Source organism: Nioella sp. (genome assembly GCF_965215655.1).
Classification (GTDB): Bacteria; Pseudomonadota; Alphaproteobacteria; order Rhodobacterales; family Rhodobacteraceae; genus Nioella.
Window position 1 is genome coordinate 2,965,377 of sequence record NZ_OZ244111.1, and the last position, 18,662, is coordinate 2,984,038.

Consider the following 18,662-nt stretch of genomic DNA (forward strand, 5'->3'; position numbering starts at 1 on the left):
CGCGCCGTCCTTCAGTTTCGCGGGGGATGTCCCCGCGACAAAGCTGACGGCAGCAGGCCGGATTGTCGATTCCTTCTTTGCGCCTCTGCGCTGGCCCTCATCCCGACCACGCGTGTTTCAGGTCTCTTGGGCGCATGTAACGGCAGATCGGACTGAGAGGCGTGATGCACTTGTGCAAGGTCACACGCTCTGGAACAGTCGCCCGGTGAACACAGGGAGCAAAGCGATGACCGACGTGACTGGATTGACCGCAGGCATGTACCTGACCCGCCTTCTGGCGCTTTACGGGGTGGATACGGTGTTCGGCATCCCCGGTGTGCATACGGTGGAGCTCTATCGCGGCCTGCCCGGATCGGGCATTCGCCACGTGACGCCGCGCCATGAACAGGGCGCGGGGTTCATGGCCGATGGCTATGCGCGGGTCAGCGGGCGGCCCGGCGTGTGCTTCATCATCTCGGGCCCCGGCATGACCAATATCGCCACCGCCATGGGGCAGGCCTATGGCGATTCCATCCCGATGCTGGTGATCTCGGCTGTGAACTCCCATGGCCGCATGGGATCGGGCGAGGGCTGGCTGCATGAGTTGCCGAACCAGCAGGCGCTGGTCGCTGGCGTGTCGGCCTTTTCCCGCACGATCCACACGGTCGAGGAGCTGGCCCCGGCGCTGGCGCAGGCCTTCGCGGTCTTCGAGGGCGGCAGGCCGCGCCCTGTGCATCTGGAAATTCCCATCAACATCATGACCGCGCCTGCCGATCACCTGCCGCTGCCCAAAGCGCCCATGCGGATTGCGCGGGCGGCCCCCGACGCAAGCGCGCTGGCCGAGGCGGCAGAGCTGCTGAACGAGGCCGAGGCGCCGGTCATTCTGGCAGGCGGCGGCGCACGGAACGCGGTTGCATTGCGCGCGCTGGCCGAGGCGCTGGACGCCCCCGTTGTCATGACCGCCAATGCCCGTGGCCTGCTGCCGCCCGAGCATCCGCTTGGCGTGTCGCTGACCGCCTCGCAACCCGAAACGCGGGCGCTGGTGGCCAATGCCGACGTGGTGCTGGCGCTTGGGACCGAGATGGGGCGCACCGATTACGACATGTACGAGGATAACGGATTTCGCATTCATGGCCGCATGATCCGCGTGGATGTGGACCCGGTGCAGATGGCCCGCAGCGCCACGCCCGAGATCGGGATCGTGGCGGATGCCGCTGCCACCACCGCCGCCTTGCTGGAGCTTGCCACGCCCGACCAGCACAAGGATGGCGCGGCGAGGGCGATGGCGGCTTCAGCCGGGCGAATGGTGCTGGATGAGGCCATGCGCGGCGATCTGGCGATGCTGGACCTGATCCGCGATACGCTGCCCGATGTGGTCTTCATGGGTGACAGCAGCCAGGCGGTCTATGCGGGCAATCTGGGTTTTGCCAGCGCCAAACCCGGGCATTACCACAGTTCCACCACCGGGTTCGGGACATTAGGCTACGGCCTGCCCGCCGGGATCGGCGCGCGGATTGCCAGTGGCGGGCCGGTCGTGGTGCTGTCAGGGGATGGCGGGTTCCAATTCTCCTCGCCCGAGATGGCCAGCGCGGTCGAGGCAGAGGCCCCGGTGATCGTCATGCTCTATGACAATTCCGGCTATGGCGAGATCAAGAGCTACATGATCGCCAAGCAGATCGGGACCGTGGGCGTGGACCTCTATACGCCTGACCTGAAGGCGCAGGCGGAGGCCAGCGGGTGGGCCGTGGCGCATGTCGCGGACCCTGCGGAGTTGCCTAAGCTGTTGACGAAAGCCGCCGCCGATACCCGCCCGACGATGATCTATTACACCGACACGCTGCGTGAGGCGTTTCAGGCGGCGCTCTGACCCCGCCCATGCGGCGCTGACCAGTCGATGACCGGCCCCGCCGGTACGATGCCAAGCGGGTTGCGCAGGTCTGACGGGGAAAAATAGCCCTGTTTGTAGATGTCGAAACGCACCGTGTCTGCCACGCCGGGCATGGCATAAATCTCGCGCGCATAGGCCCAGAGATTGGGGTAATCCATCAGCCGCCTTATGTTGCATTTGAAGGCGTAGTGATAGGCCACGTCGAAGCGGGCGAGTGTGGGGAAGAGCCGGATATCGGCCTCGGTGAACCTCTCGCCCATCAGATAACGGTTCGTCGCCAGATGCGCCTCGATCTCATCGAGCAGCGCGAAAACCTGCGTCACCGCCTCATCATAGGCGGCTTGGGTCTTGGCGAACCCGGCGCGATAGACGCCGTTGTTCACGTCTCGGTAGATGTGGGCGTTCCATGCCTCGATACCGTCGCGCAAGGATTCCGGTGCGAAATCGGGGCCGGGGAAGGCGTCGTTCAGCATCCGCACGATATCGGCGCTTTCATTGGACACCGGCTGGCGCGTTTCGCGGTCCCACAGAAGCGGCACGGTGATGCGCCCGGTGAAAGGCTGCGGCGAGCGGGCATAGACCTGATGCAGCGCGGTGACGCCAAGGTCCGGGTCCGCGTATTCACCATCTGTGTCGAAGACCCACCCGTCCGGTGTTCGGCGCGGGCGGGCATAGGCCACGGAAATCGCTCCTTCCAGCCCTTTCAAAGCGCGGATCAACAGCGCCCGATGCGCCCAGGGGCAGTTCCACGCGGCATAGAGGTGATAGCGCCCCGGATCGGGGGTGAAGGGGCCATCCCGAGTGATCCAGTTGCGGATCGTCGTCTTCTGTCGCTGAAATTTGCCGTCTTCGGACGTGTTCGGGCCGGGGTCTTCGGCGTGGTAAATCCCGTCGATCATCAGGCCCATGGGTGGTCTCCTTTCATGTCGCTTCCAACCTAGCTGCACTGATCGCGTGATCAAGCGCCGCCTCTGAACAGGCCCTGTGCGTCAGAATGACGGCACGGAAGGTTAGAGAATTGGCGCGATCTGCAAGTGACATGCGGCGGGGGCGTTCCTACCTATCCTGAAAGCCCCAATGCAAATTCGAGGATGACCATGCGGTTCACGGTAAACGGTGTCCCCCGAGAGGTGGATGTAGAAGGCGACATGCCCTTGCTGTGGGTGCTCAGGGACGAACTGGGGATCACGAGCGTCAAATATGGCTGCGGCATCGCCCAATGCGGGGCCTGCACCGTGCATGTGGACGGGATTGCCATGCGGTCCTGCCAATTGCCTGCGGACAGTCTGGAAGGGGCTCAAATCACCACGCTGGAAGGTTTGGCATCGGGCGAGGCCCTGCACGCAGTGCAGGAGGCGTGGATCGCTCATCAGGTCGCGCAATGCGGCTATTGCCAGTCGGGGCAGATGATGCAGGCCGCCGATCTGCTGGCCACCGTGCCGGAGCCCACGGATGCCGACATTGACGATTTCATGGGCGGCAACCTCTGCCGCTGCGGCACTTACCCGCGCATCCGCGCTGCCATTCACGACGCCGCCGCGCGTCTGCGGGAGGGCTGAGCCATGTCGCGTGTTGGAACGATTGCCCGCCGCAGTTTCCTCATTGGCTCCGCCGTGCTGGCGGGCGGGGTGGCCTTCGGCATATACACCGTGCGTCGCCCGCATGAGAACCCATTGGAGGCAGGGCTGGCCGAGGGCGAAGTCACCTTTAACCCCTGGGTTCTGGTCGGGCCCGAGCGGATCACCCTGATCACCCCCCATGCGGATGTGGGGCAAGGTGTGGCGCATATGCAGGCCATGCTGCTGGCCGAGGAAATGCGGCTGGAGCCGGGGCAATTCGAGATCAGCTTCGGCGACCCGTCGCCGGCCTATTGGAACACGGCCATGGGCGAGGAGGGCGCGCCCTTCCTGTCCAGCGACCAGGGCTTTGCCGCGCGCACGACCCGCACGGCCATGGGGGCCGTCATGAAGGTCCTGGGGATGCAGGTGACGGGTGGCTCCACCTCGACGCCGGACAGTTTCGAAAAGCTGCGGCAGGCGGGTGCGATGGCGCGGGAAACGCTGCGCCGCGCGGGCGAGATCCGCACCTCGATCCCCATGGACCAGCTGCGCTGCGAGTCTGGCGCGGTGGTGCTGACCGACGGCACCCGCATTCCCTATACGGAGCTTTCCGCGCAGGCCGCGACAATCGACCCGGTCGAGGACGCGCCCCTGACGCCACGAGCCGAATGGCGGCTCATCGGGCAGGAGACGGAGCGGCTCGATATCGTTGCGAAGTCGACCGGGCAGCAGGTCTACGGGATTGATGTTTCGGTTCCCGGCATGGTCCACGCCGCCGTGCGGGTGAACCCGCGCCGGGGCGTGCTGAACGGCTATGATGCCAGCACCACGCGCGCCATGCGCGGGGTGTCGGACGTTGTCGAAGTGACGAATGGTGTGGCCGTTATTGCCGACAACACCTGGCGCGCCTTTCAGGCGGTGAACGCGGTAGACTGTGACTGGGGGCCCGCCCCCTACCCCGCCGAGCAGGCCGATCACTGGGCCGAGGTGGCCGCCAGCTTCACCGGGGACCGGCTCGACCGGGAATGGCGGGCCGATGGTGACGTGGAGGCGGCGCTGAGCGGCGATGTGATCGAGGCCGAGTATCGCGCGCCTTACGTGGCGCACCAGCCGCTGGAGCCTTTGAATGCCATTGTTCGTGTGACGGAGGCAGGCGCAGAGGTCTGGACCGGCCACCAGATGCCGCGTTTCCTGCAACAGCAGGTGGCGGCGATCACCGGGCATGAGGCCGATCAGGTGACGCTTCACAACCAGTTTTCGGGCGGCAGTTTCGGCCACCGGCTGGAGTTCGAGCCTGTACGGCTTGCCACTGAAATCGCCCTGCAGATGCCCGGCGTGCCGGTCAAGCTGACCCTTCAGAGGGAAGAGGATTTCGCCCAGGACTTCCCCCGCCAGATCGGCATGGCGCGCGGGCGCGGCGCGGTGGCGGGTGGCCAGGTGCAGGCTGCTGATATCCAGATCGCGACCGTGTCGTCCTCACGCAGCCAGATGGGGCGCATCGGGCAGAACGTACCGGGTGCCGACAGCCAGATCCCGGCAGGTGTGTGGAACGCGCCCTATGCGATCCCGTCCTACCGGGTGCGCGCCTACGCGGTGCCGGGGCTTGCGCCGACCTCGTCCTGGCGCTCTGTCGGGGCGTCCTCGGGCGGTTTCTTTGGCGAGAGTTTCCTAGACGAGTTGATCCACGCGGCGGGGGCCGATCCGCTTGCCGAACGGCTGCGGCTGGCCAATGACCCGCGCGCGGTGGCGGTGCTGGAGGCCGTGGCCGAGATGTCGGGCTGGGGCCGGTCCCCGGGCGAAAACCGGGGGCTTGGCGTGGCCATGGTGGAAAGCTTCGGCGTGCCCACGGCAGAGGTGATCGAGGTCGAAAACACCGCAGGCGGCATCCGCATCCACGACGTCTGGGTCGCGGCAGAGGTCGGTACGGTGGTGGACCCGATTGCCTTCGAAAACCAGGTGCAGGGCGGCGTGATCTGGGGCCTTGGCCACGCGATCAACTGCGAGATCACCTATGCGGACGGCATGGCGGAACAGTCGAACTATGACTGGCACGACGGCATGCGCATCTGGCAGGCGCCTCGGATCACCGTTCGCGGCGTGGAACTGGGCGGCCCCGTGCGCGGTATAGGGGAACCGCCGGTACCCCCTGCCGCCCCGGCGCTGGCAAACGCGATCTTTGCCGCCACCGGTCAGCGCCTGCGGGAGATGCCGTTTAACAGGGCCATGGATTTCGTCTGACGCGCGGAACACGCTTCGACGCAGGACGAAGCGTCCGCTATTGACCTTCCCCGCCCCGCCCTGTCTGGTGCGCGGGGAAGGAGCCCCCTGATATGACCCCCAACATCACCCGCGCAAGCTGGCTCATGATCCTCGTGCTAGGCCTGACCTGGGGTGCGACCTTCATGGTGATCGAGATCGCCCTGCGCGGTATCACGCCCTTCTGGCTCGCCGCAGCGCGGATTGGCTTTGCAGCGGCACTGATGACGGCGGTCTGGCTGGCGCGCGGCGGGCGGCTCTTTCTGGAAGCGACGCGGGACTGGCCTGCCATGGTCATCATCGGGGCGCTGAGTTCCGCCGTGCCCTTCATGCTGCTCAGTTGGGGCCAGCAATACACCACTTCGGGGTTCGCGGGCGTGTCGATGGCGGCTGTGGCGCTGATGGTGCTGCCCCTGGCGCATGTGATGGTGCCGGGCGAGCGGATGACGCTGCGCCGGACCGCCGGGTTCCTGATCGGCTTTGCGGGGGTCGTGGTGCTGATCGGGGCGCAGGCCTTTTCCTCGACCGGGGCGTCGCTGGAACCTTTCGGGCGGCTCGCCTGCCTTGGGGCGGCGGGGTGCTATGCGCTGAGTTCCGTGTGGATGCGCCGCTTGCCCGCGATTGATCCGATCGGGCTGGCGACCGTATTGCTGATCTTCGGGGCGGCGATGGTATTGCCTGCTGCATGGATCATCGAAGGACCACCGCCGCTGGTGGATGGGCAGACACTGGCCGTGCTGGCGCTGCTTGGGCTGGTGCCGACCGCAGCAGCCAATATCCTGCGGGTCGTGGTGATCCGCACGGCGGGCCCCACCTTCATGAGCCTGACGAACTATATCGTGCCGGTCTGTTCCGTGGTGCTTGGCGCGTTGGTGCTGGCCGAGCCGCTGCCGCCCTCGCTGCTATGGGCGCTGGCGCTGATCCTTGCGGGTGTGTTTCTGAGCCAATGGGGCGCGTTGAAACGGCTGTTCGGCGGCTGATCCGACGCTCGATTCGGAGGAAACCCCTAAATTGTGCTATAATGGTTTCTTTCTCGTCGAGAAGGAGGACGTTCATGCACCGTCGTCTGTTTTCTGCCGGGCTGGTTGCGGGGGCTGTTTCAGGGCTGGCCACGCCGTCCCTCGCATTTCCCGTTCCGAACGCATATCTGAACGATCTAGAGGAAGAGCAAGCCATTGATCTTCTGCAAATTCCAAACCTCAGACGCCTGCGAACGCTGTTCAGAGACGCGCCCAGGGTCCTGCGGGAGGTTGATCTGGCAGGCACTGGCGGACCCGGACTGTCCCTGATCCTGACCCCGGATCTGAACACGCAACAAGGCACGATCCGGCTGAACATCCGCGGGGAAATCAAGGACATCTCCCGCCCTCTGCTGACCTCTGACGGAACGGCTGCCGGGGCGCCGCGTGTGGGCGACACCTATCTGGAGTTTTCGGGCAATGTCTATGCCACTGGCGATCCCGGCATTCTGGTTCGCAGGGCGCGAACACAAGTGACCGTGCGCGATGGCGAGACCCTGATTGTCGGCGGGCTGATGCATCAGGTGCCGGAAAATGGGGTGACAACCGACCTGTCGCTGCCGTTCCTTGGGGAACTGCCGGTCATAGGCCACGCGTTCCGGTCAAGCGCCAATACCAATCGGCACAGTGAATTGGTGATCTTTATCACGGCGCGGCTGGTGCGCCCCGAAGACTAGGATCAGACGACGGATTCCACCGCTGCCACAACCTCGCCCACGACATTGCGCAACAGGCCCTCGTCTTCGCATTCCGCCATGACGCGGATCAGCGGCTCGGTCCCCGATTTGCGGATCAGGAGCCGACCCGAGCCTCCCAGCCGCGCCTCTGCCTCGGCGATGGCCTGCTGTACCCCGGCCTCTTCCAGCGGGGTCTGCCCGGCGGAAAAGCGGACATTTTGCAACAGCTGCGGGACACGTTCAAAGCTGCGGGCAAGCTCGCTCGCACGTTTTCCGGTGCGCGTCATCTCGGCCAGGAATTGCAGACCCGCAATCAGACCGTCGCCGGTGGTGGCAAAGTCGGTCATCACGATATGGCCCGACTGCTCACCGCCCAGGTTCAGCCCGTGTTGGCGCATTGCCTCGACCACGTAGCGGTCGCCCACGGGGGTGCGGTGCAGGTTGATCGCGCGTTCCGCAAGGTAGCGTTCCAGCCCGAGGTTCGACATAACCGTCGCGGCCAGCGTGTGGCCTTTCAGGCGACCCTCTTCGGCCCATCTGTTGGCGAAGAGCGCCATGATCTGGTCGCCATCCGCCACCTCGCCACGCTCGTCGATGATCACCACCCGGTCGGCGTCACCATCAAGGCAGATGCCTACATCAGCCCGCGTTTCGCGGATCATCGCCTGCGCGGCGGCGGGTTTGGTCGAGCCCACGCCATCGTTGATGTTGAAGCCGTTGGGGGCGACGCCGAGCGGGATCACCTCGGCCCCCAGTTCCCACAGCACCTCGGGCGCGGCCTTGTAAGCGGCGCCGTTGGCGCAATCTATCACCACGCGCAGCCCGTCGAGGCTAAGCCCATGCGGGAAGGTGCCCTTGACCCGCTCCACATAGCGTGACCGACCGTCGTCGATCCGCTTGGCGCGGCCGATGTTTTCCGCCTGCGCAGGCTGGATCTCGGAAAAGACCAGCTCTTCGATTTCCTTCTCGGCCTCATCCGAAAGTTTGAACCCATCGGGGCCAAAAAACTTGATGCCATTGTCGGTGGCCGGGTTGTGGCTGGCGGAAATCATCACCCCTAGATCGGCGCGCATCGACGTGGTCAACAACCCCACGGCGGGCGTCGGCACCGGGCCCAGAAGCAGCACGTTCATGCCGGTCGAGGTCAGCCCCGCCGTCAGCGCGTTCTCGATCATGTAGCCCGACAGCCGCGTGTCCTTGCCGATCACCACCCGGTGGCCGGGGCTTTGGTCGCGGCGAAAATAGCGCCCTGCTGCGGCCCCCAGTTTCAGCGCCAGTTCCGCCGTCATCGGGTAGCTGTTGGCGCGGCCACGCACGCCGTCGGTGCCGAAGAGTTTGCGAGTCATGCCTGTCCTTTTTCCGCCGCGCGCCAGAGCGCGATCATTTGCCTGTGTACTTCTGTATCATGAACCCGCAGCATCTGGACCCCCTGCCCAAGCGCCCATAGGCCGATTGCTGCCGATGCGGGGCCTCTGTCGTGAGGATCGGGGATATTGCCGATGCGCCCGATGCTGGCCTTGCGCGACACGCCAAGCAGGATCGGGCAGCCAAGCGCGTGAAAGAGCGATATGCGCCCGATCAGCGCCAGGTTGTGCGGATCGCGCTTACCAAAGCCGATGCCGGGATCGACGAGGATTTTTCCACGCGGGATACCGTCGACCTCGGCTGCGGCGACGGATGTTTCAAGGCTGTCATAAACGTCGAGCAACGCGTCGGAGTAATCCGGGTTGTCCTGCATGGTTTCGGGCAGGCCCTGCGCGTGCATCAGGCAAACGGGTGCACCGGTGTCTGCCGCCAGCGCTTGCATTCCCTTGTCGAAGGTGAAGGCCGAGACATCGTTGATCAACTGCGCCCCTGCGGACAAAGCGGCCCGCGCCACCGCGGCCTTGCGGGTGTCGATGGAAATGGGCGTGCCAATGCCTTCCGCGCGGATCGCGGCGATGACCGGCGCGGTGCGGGCGATTTCCTCGTCCACTGGCACTTCGGCGGCGCCGGGGCGGGTGCTTTCTCCACCGAGGTCGAGGATATGCGCGCCTTCGTCCAGCATCCGGCGCACCTGCGCCATGGCGGCCTCGGGATTGTTGAACTCGCCGCCATCCGAGAAGCTGTCCGGCGTCAGGTTCAGGATGCCCATGATGCGCGGCACGTCCAGCGTCAGCCCGGCAATCGACGCGCGTGGCGCGGTCAGGCGGGTCAGTACCTGCGACGGCACCGCATCGGCGGGGATCACTCGCGGGGGGGCGTGGCGCGACAGCTCCTCCACATGGGTGAACCAGGCCCAGGTTCCCGCCAGAGGCAAGGCGGCGGCAGGCCGGGCCGGGTCGGTCTGAGCAATCGGGCGATAATAGAGCGTCATCGGCGCCTCCTTTGGCGTCCCGATACCGTCATGGGGCCTTGCGGGCAAGGCTCAGAGCGCGGGCATCGCGGTCGGGGCCAGTACAGTCAGCGCGATATCGGCCTTGGGTGCGTCGCCACCGAGGAACAGCATCCCCTCCGCCTCGAAGCTCTCCGCCAACCAAAGCGCCAGCGCCTCGCCCGAGCGGACCGAGGTTTCGGGGCCGTCGACGCTGTCCAGAACCAGCTTGGACGGCGCCCACACGGAAATGCGATCATGCTTCATCGCCCAATCCAGTTCGGTCCGGGTCTCGACCACCACGCAGCGGTCGTCATGGCTGGCCAGGATCCAGGCGTTCTGTTCGATGGCCAGCAGGTCGATGCGCCGCTGCGGCATGGCGTGATCGGCCTGAGGCACCCCGGTATCGGGGCGGCCCACACAGAGGATCACCGGCTTGCCCTGCGTCTCCAGCCGGTCCAGCAGCGCCGCCAGATCGGGGCGCGCGATGGCCTCGTTCGAGAGATACACCACCAGCGGGTGCGGCGCACCATCCTTCAGCAGCGACAGGCGCGGGCGTTCGGGTGCTGTCCGAACGATCTCGACCCCAAGCGCAAATGGCCCCCGGTCAAGCTTCTCGATGCGCACGAAGCAACGCGCCGCCAGCGGATGGGCCAGAATGCGCTCGGCGATACGGGCGGCGAGCGTTTCCAGCAGGTTCAGGCGTTCGGCCTGCAATTCGTGGTCGATGGCCTCGGAAATCGTGTCATAGGACAGGATCCGGTCCACATCATCGGCATCGGGATTGGCGGCAGAACGAACCTCAACCACGACGTTGAAGCGCACCCGCTGCAACAGCCCGCGTTCCTGTTGAAACGCGCCGATCTCAACCTCGCGTTCATGGTCAGAGAGGCTGATCCGGTCCAGCGGATCGTTACCGGCTGTGGCCTTGGCACGTTCGGAGGGGTGCGCAAAGGCAAGGCGGGTTTCATCGGACATGGGGCTTGGCCTCCGGGGCCGGTCAGGACAGTAGCGACCTTTTAGCAGGCCAGCGCGCAGGATGCACGGGCCTGAGGCGTCACTGTTGGCCGGGAATGCGACGCCGCGTCAGCGACCGCGATAGAAGAGATGCACACCGATTTCAGCGGTCTGCGGAAATTCCCGCGCCCAGGAGGGGTTGACCCAGTTGGCGTGGTAATGCGTCGCGCCCGAGGTCAGGTTGCGCGGACCGCCGTCAATCATGATGCGGGCGATACGGCCAAGCCGTTCATGGATCGCGTGATCGGTCACGGTTTCGGGGCGGCCATCGCAGGTATAGGTGAACTGGCAGGCCCAACGCCGCCCGGTGCCCTGATTGACGACATCGCATATCGTGTCGGGGTAATTTGCGTGATCGACGCGGTTCAGGATGACCTCTGCTACCGCGAACTGACCCGCCACGCTTTCGCCGCGCGCCTCGAAATAGAGCGCTTCGGTCAGACATTGCCATTGCCGCCCGCCGCGGGCGCGGCCCATGGCGTCCAGTTCTGCCGCAGTGTAGGGGGCCTCTCCGGCCTCATTCAACTGCTGACCGGTATAGGGCGAGCCAAGTGCTGACAGGCGCAGCGGGCTGACCGCGCGCATGCCGCTATGTTCCTGCCCCATGACCGAGGTGAAGAGCGAGCCGAGCGTATGGGTCGGATCGGTGGAGGTTGACGCCACAACATCGGCCTGCGCGAGGCTGGCGGTGAATAGCAATGCGGTGGCAGCGGCCTTCACGGCGCGCACAATCTTCGGCTGTCCCATTCTGGGCATCCCCCATTGACCGGGTTTTCCCGGCTCTGCTTCGACCTCATACGTGTACCGGACAGATCGCCAATCGACCAAACCGGTGCTCAATCTAGTGACATCCCCTTAACAGACCCCCAACGGATAGGGGGTGCGGTACAGAGAATCATTTAACGTCGGCTTATAATGGTCTGGAATCGCGCCGATTATATGTCAGCAATGGACAGTTGTGCGGCCGCAAGTTTGGCAACCGGCACCCGGAAGGGCGAGCAGGAGACATAGTCGAACCCTGCGGATCTGCTGAAGGCGATCGAATCGGGATCGCCGCCATGTTCGCCACAAATCGACAGGGTGATGCCCTGCCGCGCCGCGCGTCCCCGCTCGGCACCGAGCAGCAACAACTCGCCCACCCCGTCACGGTCCAGCCGCTGGAACGGGTCCTCGGGATAGACACCCTGATTGACATAGGCCGACATGAACCGCCCCGCATCGTCGCGCGACAAGCCATAGGTCATCTGCGTCAGGTCATTTGTGCCGAAGGACAGGAAGGCGGCATGTTCAGCGATCTCACCCGCGCGCAGCGCCGCGCGTGGCGTTTCCACCATGACGCCCAACCGGTAGGTGAAATTCACCCCCGTCTCATTGCGCACCGCCGCCGCAACCGCGTCGACGCGGTCCTTGATCAGTTCCACCTCGCGCTTGGCGCTGACCAGCGGGATCATGATTTCCGGCACCACCGGGTCACCGCCTTCGGAGGCGGCCACGGTCGCCTCGAATATGGCGCGGGCCTGCATTTCGTAGATGCCCGCCACGGTAATGCCAAGCCTCACGCCCCGCATCCCCAGCATCGGGTTGAACTCCTGCAAGGCCTCGATCCTGGCAGAAACGCGGCTGACGGGCAGGTCCAGCGCCTCGGCCAGCGCCCGGATGCCATCGCGGTCGCCGGGTAGAAATTCATGGAGCGGCGGGTCGAAGAGGCGGATGCAGACGGGCTGGCCCTGCATCAGCTTGAAGAGCTCGATGAAATCGCCGCGCTGCATGGGCAGAAGCCGTTCCAGCGCCGCTTTGCGATCCTCGGGATCTTCGGTGAAGATCATTTCCCGCATCACGGTCAGGCGGATGGGGTCGAAAAACATATGCTCGGTCCGGCACAGGCCGATGCCGTCGACACCGAAAGTCTGCGCCAGCCGCGCATCCTCGGGCGTGTCCGCATTGGCGCGGATGCCGATATCGCGCGCCGCGTCGGCCCATTTCAGCAAGGTTGCGAACGCCCCACTCATGTCGGGTTCAATCATCCTGACCGCACCGACCAGAACCTGCCCGGAACTGCCGTCGATGCTGATGATGTCGCCTTCATGGAACACCCTGCGACCCGGCACGGTCAGGGTCTTCTTGCGATGGTCGAGCTGCAGATCGGTGGCGCCGGACACGCAGGGCACACCAAGGCCACGGGCGATCACCGCCGCGTGGCTGGTCATGCCGCCGCGTTCGGTAAGGATGCCTTCGGCGGCATGCATGCCACGGATATCCTCGGGGCTGGTTTCGCGACGCACGAGAATGCAGGGTTCATTCTGCGAACTCGCGGCCTGCGCCGCGGCGGCGGTAAAGACGAGCTTGCCGGTTGCCGCACCGGGGGCCGCGGCAATGCCGCGAGTCAGCACGTCGCGCGGGGCCTCCGGGTCGAGCTGGCGGTGCATCATCTGGTTGAGCGTAAACGGCGCGATGCGCATCAACGCCTCTTCGCGCGGGATGACCCCGTCCTCGGCCAGATCGACAGCGATGCGCACATCTGCGCGGGCCGAACGGGGCACCCGCACGGCATCGAGAATGGCAAGCCGGCCCTCCATCAGGGTGAACTCGATCTGCATTTCTTCGCGCAGGCGGGTGCGGATCAGATGGCCCGCATCGCGCAGCGCCGCGACCTGGTCGGGGTGGCGATCCTCCAGCGCGGTGCCGCGCGGGTCGGTCTCGATGAACTGGGCATCCGCCTCGCTCAGCGCCGCGCGGCCCTGACTTTGCGGCAGGTAGCGCCCGGTGATCTGCGGCTCTCCGGTATCGGTGGACACGAATTGCAGGACGCCGGCGCCGGTTTCCTCCTTGCCGATGGACAGCGCCATGCGCTGCACGACAAGGCCAAGCCCCGCATCCGCAGGCGCGCCCTTGGCCTGACGCAGCAAGCGGGCCGACGTGCCCTCCCACGCGCGGGCCATGGAGCGCAGGACCTCGGTCAGCTGCGTTTCCACGTCCTGCGGGAACGGCTCCTCCATCTCATCCTCGAAATGGGCGAGCGCGATGCGCGGGGTGATGGGGTCGGCGAAGAGGTCTTCATCGAGCCGAAGCACATCCACCGCATAGGCACGGATGAAGGACAGGTAAAGCTGGTCCGCCGCCGATTGTCCGTGTTCCTGGGCGATGCGCGCGGCCACGGAATCGTTCATGCCGATATTGAGCACCGTCCCCGGCCCGCCCCAATCTGGGGCCTCGCTGGAGGACCGGACAGACAGCAGATCGCCCTTCTCGAAGATCGCCGACAGGGCGCACATATCCGGCACATAGCCCTGCGCCAGCCTGCGCACCGTGTCGAAGGACAGCGCGACCGAGAGCGGAACCGGCAGGTCGAGCCGCACCAGCCGCTGAAGGCATTTGGCGCGGTTGCCATGCATGTCCTTCTTGATCGGCGCGGTGGCAGTGATCTGGATGATATCCGGGCGGTCGGGCATTTGTTTCGCACTTGCAGAAAAAAGGGTTGAAGGGACCATACAGCGGAATCGCGCCGGGTCCAGTGCGGCGTTTGGGTGTCGGGGTGTTTCGCCGTGCCATTGGCACGTCGACCCGCGCGGCCCTTGCGGGCCGCGTGAAACGCTTTCGCAAGAGCTGGTCCGGGGGGCTCTGCCCCCGTCGCCTTCGGCGACTCCCCCGAGGTATTTTCACCAAGCTGAAAGGAACGCTTAACCTTCGATCCGCGACAGGTCCGCGATCTTGCCGCAGCTTGCGGTGATCTCGTGCAGCAGATTGAGGCGATTGCGGCGCAGGATCGCGTTGTCCGCATTGACCTGCACGGTGTCAAAGAAGGCGTCGATGGGCGCGCGCAGAGCGGACATGGCGGACATGGCGGCGGGGAAATCATCCGATGCAAGCGCCGGGGCTACAGCAGCCTCGGCCTGCGACAGCGCCGCGAAAAGCGCCTTTTCCTCTGCGGTCTCGGCGTATTTCACATCGGCACCATAGCGGTACTCGACCCCGTCCTTTTCCTCTGCCTGGGCCAGGATATTGGCGGCGCGCTTGTAGCCTTGAACGAGGTTTTCGCCATCCTCCGACGCAAGGAAGGCCGCCAGCGCCTCGGCCCGGTTGACGAGCAGAGCAAGGTCGTCGCTGCCGGGAAGGGCAAGACAGGCGTCGATCACGTCATGGCGAATGCCCTGATCGCGCAGGTGGACCTTGAGCCGGTCATGGGTGAAGCGCAGCAGATCATCGGAAGCGTCCGGCACCTTGTTTTCCAGTGCAAGGAAATCGTCATGCAGATCATCGAGACGGTCCTTGACCGCGTGGAAGGCCGCGCCGAAGACGCCGTGATCGGCGATCTCTGTCAGCAGTTCCTCCAGTGCGCTGTCGTCGAGGTCATGGTTCACGGCAGCCTCGATCCGGATCAGCTGCGCATCAATGAAGCGATCCAGGTTCAGGCGCAGCCCGTTCACCAACACCAGCCGGATCACCCCGAGCGCGGCGCGGCGCAGCGCGTAGGGGTCTTTCGACCCGGTGGGTTTTTCGTCGATGGCCCAGAAGCCTGCCAGCGTGTCGAGCTTGTCGGCGAGCGCCACGGCGACGGACAGGGGCGCGGTTGGCACATCATCCGACGGCCCAAGCGGCGAGTAATGCTCCTGCGCGGCGGCGGCGACCTCGGCCGGGTAGCCTGCGGCTTCCGCATAGTAGCGGCCCATCAGGCCCTGCAATTCGGGGAACTCGTAGACCATTTCCGAGGATAGATCCGCCTTGGCAATCCGCGCGGCGGTTTCGGCCTGATCGGGGTCGGCCCCCACCACCGGGGCCAAGTCCCGCGCCAGTGCCGCGATGCGGTCGATCCGGGCGGCTTGTGTCCCGAGCTTGTTGTGGAAGGTCACGTTTTCCAGGCTGCGGGTCCAGGCGGACATGTCCGACTTGGCTATGCGCAGGTCGTTTTCCCAGAAGAATTTCGCATCCGCCAAACGTGCGGACAGCACCTTGCCATTGCCCGCCAGAATGGTCGCGCCATGATCGGCGGTTTCGCGGTTGGCGACGGTGATGAAGCGTTCGATCCGGCCCGTGGTCGGGTTCTTCACGGAAAAGAATTTCTGATGTTCGCGCATGGAGGTTTGCAGCACCTCGGGCGGCAGGCCCAGGAACTCTTCTCCGATCGCGCCCATCAGGACAACCGGCCATTCCACCAGCCCCGCGACCTCGGCCAGCAGGCCCTTATCCTCGACCACCTCCAGCCCGGCGGCGAAGGCCATGTTGGTGGCGTCGTGCCAGATGTGGTCCGCCCGTTCCTCGGCAGAGAGGATCACATGGGCCTTCTTCAGTTTGGCGGCGTAGTCGTCGAAGCCGGTGACTGCGAAGCGACCGGGAGCCATGAAGCGGTGGCCCTCGGTGGTGTCGCCGACGGCGATCCCATCCACGTCGAAGGGGACCACACGGGCGCCGTTGTCATCAGACAGGATGCACAGGATCGAATGCAGCGGGCGCACCCACCGGAGATTGCCGGCGCCCCACCGCATCGACTTGGGCCAGGGGAAGTTGCGGATCGTGGCGGGGATGACGTTTGCCAGAATATCCTCTGCCGACCGGCCCGGCTTCACGATCTTGGCGAAATAGGTCTGGCCCTTCTTGTCGTCGCGGATCTCCAGCTGGTCCTTGCTGAGCCCCGTGGCGCGCAGAAAGCCGTCCAGCGCCTTTTCCGGCGCGTCCACGCGCGGGCCCTTGCGCTCTTCGGTCACGTCGGGGCTTTCCGTGGTCAGCCCTTCCAGCGCCAGCACCAGACGGCGCGGGGTGGAAAACACCCCGGCACCCGCATAGGTCAGCCCCGCCTCGACCAGCGCGTCGGTCACGAGTTTCTTCAGATCCTCAGCCGCGCGGCGCTGCATCCGCGCGGGGATTTCCTCACTGAACAGTTCCAGCAGAAGATCGGGCATGTCAGTTCCTCTCGGGCGCGGGCGGGCAGTCTTCGGGGACGGGATCGCCGCTATAGGCCGCTTCCCCGCAATGGTTCAGTTGATGCCAGGCATAGCCATGGCCGTCTTCGGTGATCATCACGATCTGGTCGACGCCATAGACAATGTTGGCCTCGCCCAGAAAGGCCAGACCGCTGCCAGTTTCCAGCGCGCGGGTCAGGGTGCCCGCGTCATAGCAGTCGAACCATCCGGGCGTGTTGAGCGGCGTGGCCCCCGCATAGGGCTGATAGGTCTCGGTCATCAGGGCGAGGCTCAGCGGCGTGGTGAAACAGGCCCGGAAGCGCAGGGGCGAGGTGTCGGCGTCGATGCCCTCGAAATCGGCGATTGGCAGCGGGTCGACCACACCGTTGAAGGTGGTGGCGCTGATCGTCACGGCATCCATGCTGATCGGTTCATAATAGGCGCGGGTTTCCGTCCACCACAGGAGGGAACCGGCAACGGCGGCGGAAAGAAGAATGGCAGCTGTCACGAATTGTCCCCGGGTCATCGGTAGCCGATCTGCAGTTCTGAAATCAGGAAGCTGATGGAATCGACATGCGATGCGGTCATCATGATTGATGTTGGCAGTTGTTGAAATGCCGCGCCGATCGCGTGCTCACTGCCCATAGGAAGCGTCAGGCTTGCGCGTGGGGGACTGGCGGATGCCCACAGGATTCCCGAATTGGGTATCTTGCCCGACACCTTATATTCCTTCACCGTCGGTTCCAGATCCGCGAAGTGCACATCGATCAGGATATCCGATGCACAACCGGCATGCCGATCTGAGAACGGACCAAGGAATTCATTTGTTGGCCAGTCTCCCTCGCAGTCACGCATAATGAGGCGCAGCTTCGCCTCTAGTGTCCATGTGGACAAAAAGCTTCTCGCCGGCTCTTCCGGCGGCTGTTCCAAAAATGCATCCGAGACCACATAAGCCTTGGCCCTTGCCGCCGTAATCTGGCCTTCGAACCGGGCGTCTATCCATCTTGCGTCAGACATCAGAAACAGCCCATCCCCCTGCCCCGGTCTGCACGAAGGCATCGGCGCATTTCTTGGCCAGCGCCCGGACGCGGCCGATATAGGCCTGACGCTCGGTGACCGAGATCACACCGCGCGCATCCAGAAGGTTAAAGAGGTGGCTCGCCTTGATGCACTGGTCATAGGCCGGGTGCGCCATGATGATGCGCTTGCCGGTCTTGGGATCGTCGTGCGGGTGGCTCAGGATCGCCTCGCATTCGGCCTCTGCATCCTCGAAATGGCGCAGAAGGATCTCGGTTTCCGCCGTGTCGAAGTTGAAGCGGCTGTATTCCTCCTCCGTCTGGCGGAAAACGTCGCCATAGGTCAGCGGGATCGGCGCATCGGGGTCGTTGAAGGGCATATCCATCACATGATCGACGCCGAGGATGTAGATCGCCAGACGTTCCAGCCCATAGGTCAGCTCACCCGACACAGGCTTGCAGTCATGGCCGCCAACCTGCTGGAAATAGGTGAACTGGCTAACCTCCATCCCGTCGCACCAGACCTCCCAACCCAGACCCCAGGCCCCCAGGGTGGGGCTTTCCCAGTCATCTTCCACGAAGCGCACGTCATGCAGGTCCATGTCGATGCCAATGGCCTCCAGCGAGCCCAGGTAAAGCGCCTGCAGATCGGGCGGGCTGGGTTTGATCAGCACCTGATACTGGTAATAATGCTGCAACCGGTTCGGGTTCTCGCCATAGCGCCCATCCGTCGGGCGGCGCGAAGGCTGCACATAGGCGGCGGCCCAGGGCTGCGTGCCAAGGCTGCGCAGGGTCGTGGCCGGATGGAAGGTGCCGGCGCCGACCTCCATGTCATAGGGCTGCATGATCGCACAGCCCTTGGTGGCCCAGTAGGACTGGAGCCTCAGGATGATTTCCTGAAAACTGCGCGGCGGCGTGATGTTTTCGGCCATGTCATTTCCCGGGTGGTGAAAGGCAGGGGTGTGATAGTGGTCCCTCCCGCCATGGTCAATTGGCCGAACACG

The 18,662-nt window shown here is 64.8% G+C and carries 15 protein-coding genes; 5 read left to right on the forward strand and 10 right to left on the reverse strand.

What is annotated here, in order from left to right:
• The first annotated feature begins 226 nt into the window (after nt 1-226).
• On the forward strand, nt 227-1,846 hold the full coding sequence (locus ACOOEX_RS14730) for a 5-guanidino-2-oxopentanoate decarboxylase (RefSeq protein WP_420395531.1): 1,620 nt from the start codon (nt 227-229) through the stop codon (nt 1,844-1,846).
• Here the strand turns inward: ACOOEX_RS14730 and ACOOEX_RS14735 are convergent.
• Complete coding sequence (locus ACOOEX_RS14735; protein WP_420395532.1) at nt 1,831-2,775, reverse strand: glutathione S-transferase family protein; 945 nt, start codon at nt 2,773-2,775, stop codon at nt 1,831-1,833. The genes ACOOEX_RS14730 and ACOOEX_RS14735 overlap by 16 nt on opposite strands.
• Nucleotides 2,776-2,964: 189 nt before the next feature.
• Between ACOOEX_RS14735 and ACOOEX_RS14740 the strand changes: the two genes are divergently transcribed.
• From ACOOEX_RS14740 to ACOOEX_RS14755, 4 genes are all read left to right on the forward strand, one after another.
• On the forward strand, nt 2,965-3,426 hold the full coding sequence (locus ACOOEX_RS14740) for a (2Fe-2S)-binding protein (RefSeq protein WP_420395533.1): 462 nt from the start codon (nt 2,965-2,967) through the stop codon (nt 3,424-3,426).
• A gap of 3 nt (nt 3,427-3,429) precedes the next feature.
• On the forward strand, nt 3,430-5,664 hold the full coding sequence (locus tag ACOOEX_RS14745) for a molybdopterin cofactor-binding domain-containing protein (protein ID WP_420395534.1): 2,235 nt from the start codon (nt 3,430-3,432) through the stop codon (nt 5,662-5,664).
• A 92-nt stretch (nt 5,665-5,756) separates the two neighbouring features.
• Nucleotides 5,757-6,662, forward strand: a complete 906-nt coding sequence (locus ACOOEX_RS14750; protein WP_420395535.1) for a DMT family transporter — start codon at nt 5,757-5,759, stop codon at nt 6,660-6,662.
• Between the two features lie 74 nt (nt 6,663-6,736).
• Nucleotides 6,737-7,378, forward strand: coding sequence for a hypothetical protein (locus ACOOEX_RS14755; protein WP_420395536.1), 642 nt, complete (start codon nt 6,737-6,739; stop codon nt 7,376-7,378).
• A 2-nt stretch (nt 7,379-7,380) separates the two neighbouring features.
• Here ACOOEX_RS14755 and glmM read toward each other — a convergent pair whose 3' ends face one another.
• The 9 genes from glmM to ACOOEX_RS14800 form a co-directional block, all read right to left on the reverse strand.
• Nucleotides 7,381-8,724, reverse strand: a complete 1,344-nt coding sequence (glmM, locus tag ACOOEX_RS14760; protein ID WP_420395537.1) for a phosphoglucosamine mutase — start codon at nt 8,722-8,724, stop codon at nt 7,381-7,383.
• Nucleotides 8,721-9,734 (reverse strand): dihydropteroate synthase, encoded by a 1,014-nt coding sequence (gene folP / locus ACOOEX_RS14765; RefSeq protein ID WP_420395538.1) that lies wholly within the window; start codon nt 9,732-9,734, stop codon nt 8,721-8,723. Before folP ends, glmM begins: the two co-directional genes overlap by 4 nt.
• Before the next feature lie 51 nt (nt 9,735-9,785).
• The gene (locus ACOOEX_RS14770; protein WP_420395539.1) at nt 9,786-10,709 is read right to left on the reverse strand and encodes a dihydroneopterin aldolase; all 924 of its coding nucleotides are present in this window, start codon (nt 10,707-10,709) and stop codon (nt 9,786-9,788) included.
• A gap of 108 nt (nt 10,710-10,817) precedes the next feature.
• Entirely contained in the window at nt 10,818-11,495 is a 678-nt protein-coding gene (locus ACOOEX_RS14775; RefSeq protein ID WP_420395540.1) for a cell wall hydrolase, read from the reverse strand.
• 188 nt (nt 11,496-11,683) lie between these two features.
• A complete protein-coding gene (locus tag ACOOEX_RS14780) occupies nt 11,684-14,197 on the reverse strand; it encodes a putative PEP-binding protein (RefSeq protein WP_420395541.1) in 2,514 nt (837 codons plus the stop codon).
• 228 nt (nt 14,198-14,425) lie between these two features.
• The gene (glyS, locus tag ACOOEX_RS14785) at nt 14,426-16,642 is read right to left on the reverse strand and encodes a glycine--tRNA ligase subunit beta (RefSeq protein WP_420395542.1); all 2,217 of its coding nucleotides are present in this window, start codon (nt 16,640-16,642) and stop codon (nt 14,426-14,428) included.
• A gap of 1 nt (nt 16,643) precedes the next feature.
• Nucleotides 16,644-17,150, reverse strand: coding sequence for a DUF6446 family protein (locus ACOOEX_RS14790; protein ID WP_420395543.1), 507 nt, complete (start codon nt 17,148-17,150; stop codon nt 16,644-16,646).
• A 14-nt stretch (nt 17,151-17,164) separates the two neighbouring features.
• Nucleotides 17,165-17,659 (reverse strand): hypothetical protein, encoded by a 495-nt coding sequence (locus tag ACOOEX_RS14795; protein WP_420395544.1) that lies wholly within the window; start codon nt 17,657-17,659, stop codon nt 17,165-17,167.
• Nucleotides 17,652-18,590, reverse strand: a complete 939-nt coding sequence (locus tag ACOOEX_RS14800) for a glycine--tRNA ligase subunit alpha (RefSeq protein WP_420395545.1) — start codon at nt 18,588-18,590, stop codon at nt 17,652-17,654. Before ACOOEX_RS14800 ends, ACOOEX_RS14795 begins: the two co-directional genes overlap by 8 nt.
• Between the last annotated feature and the right edge of the window lie 72 nt (nt 18,591-18,662).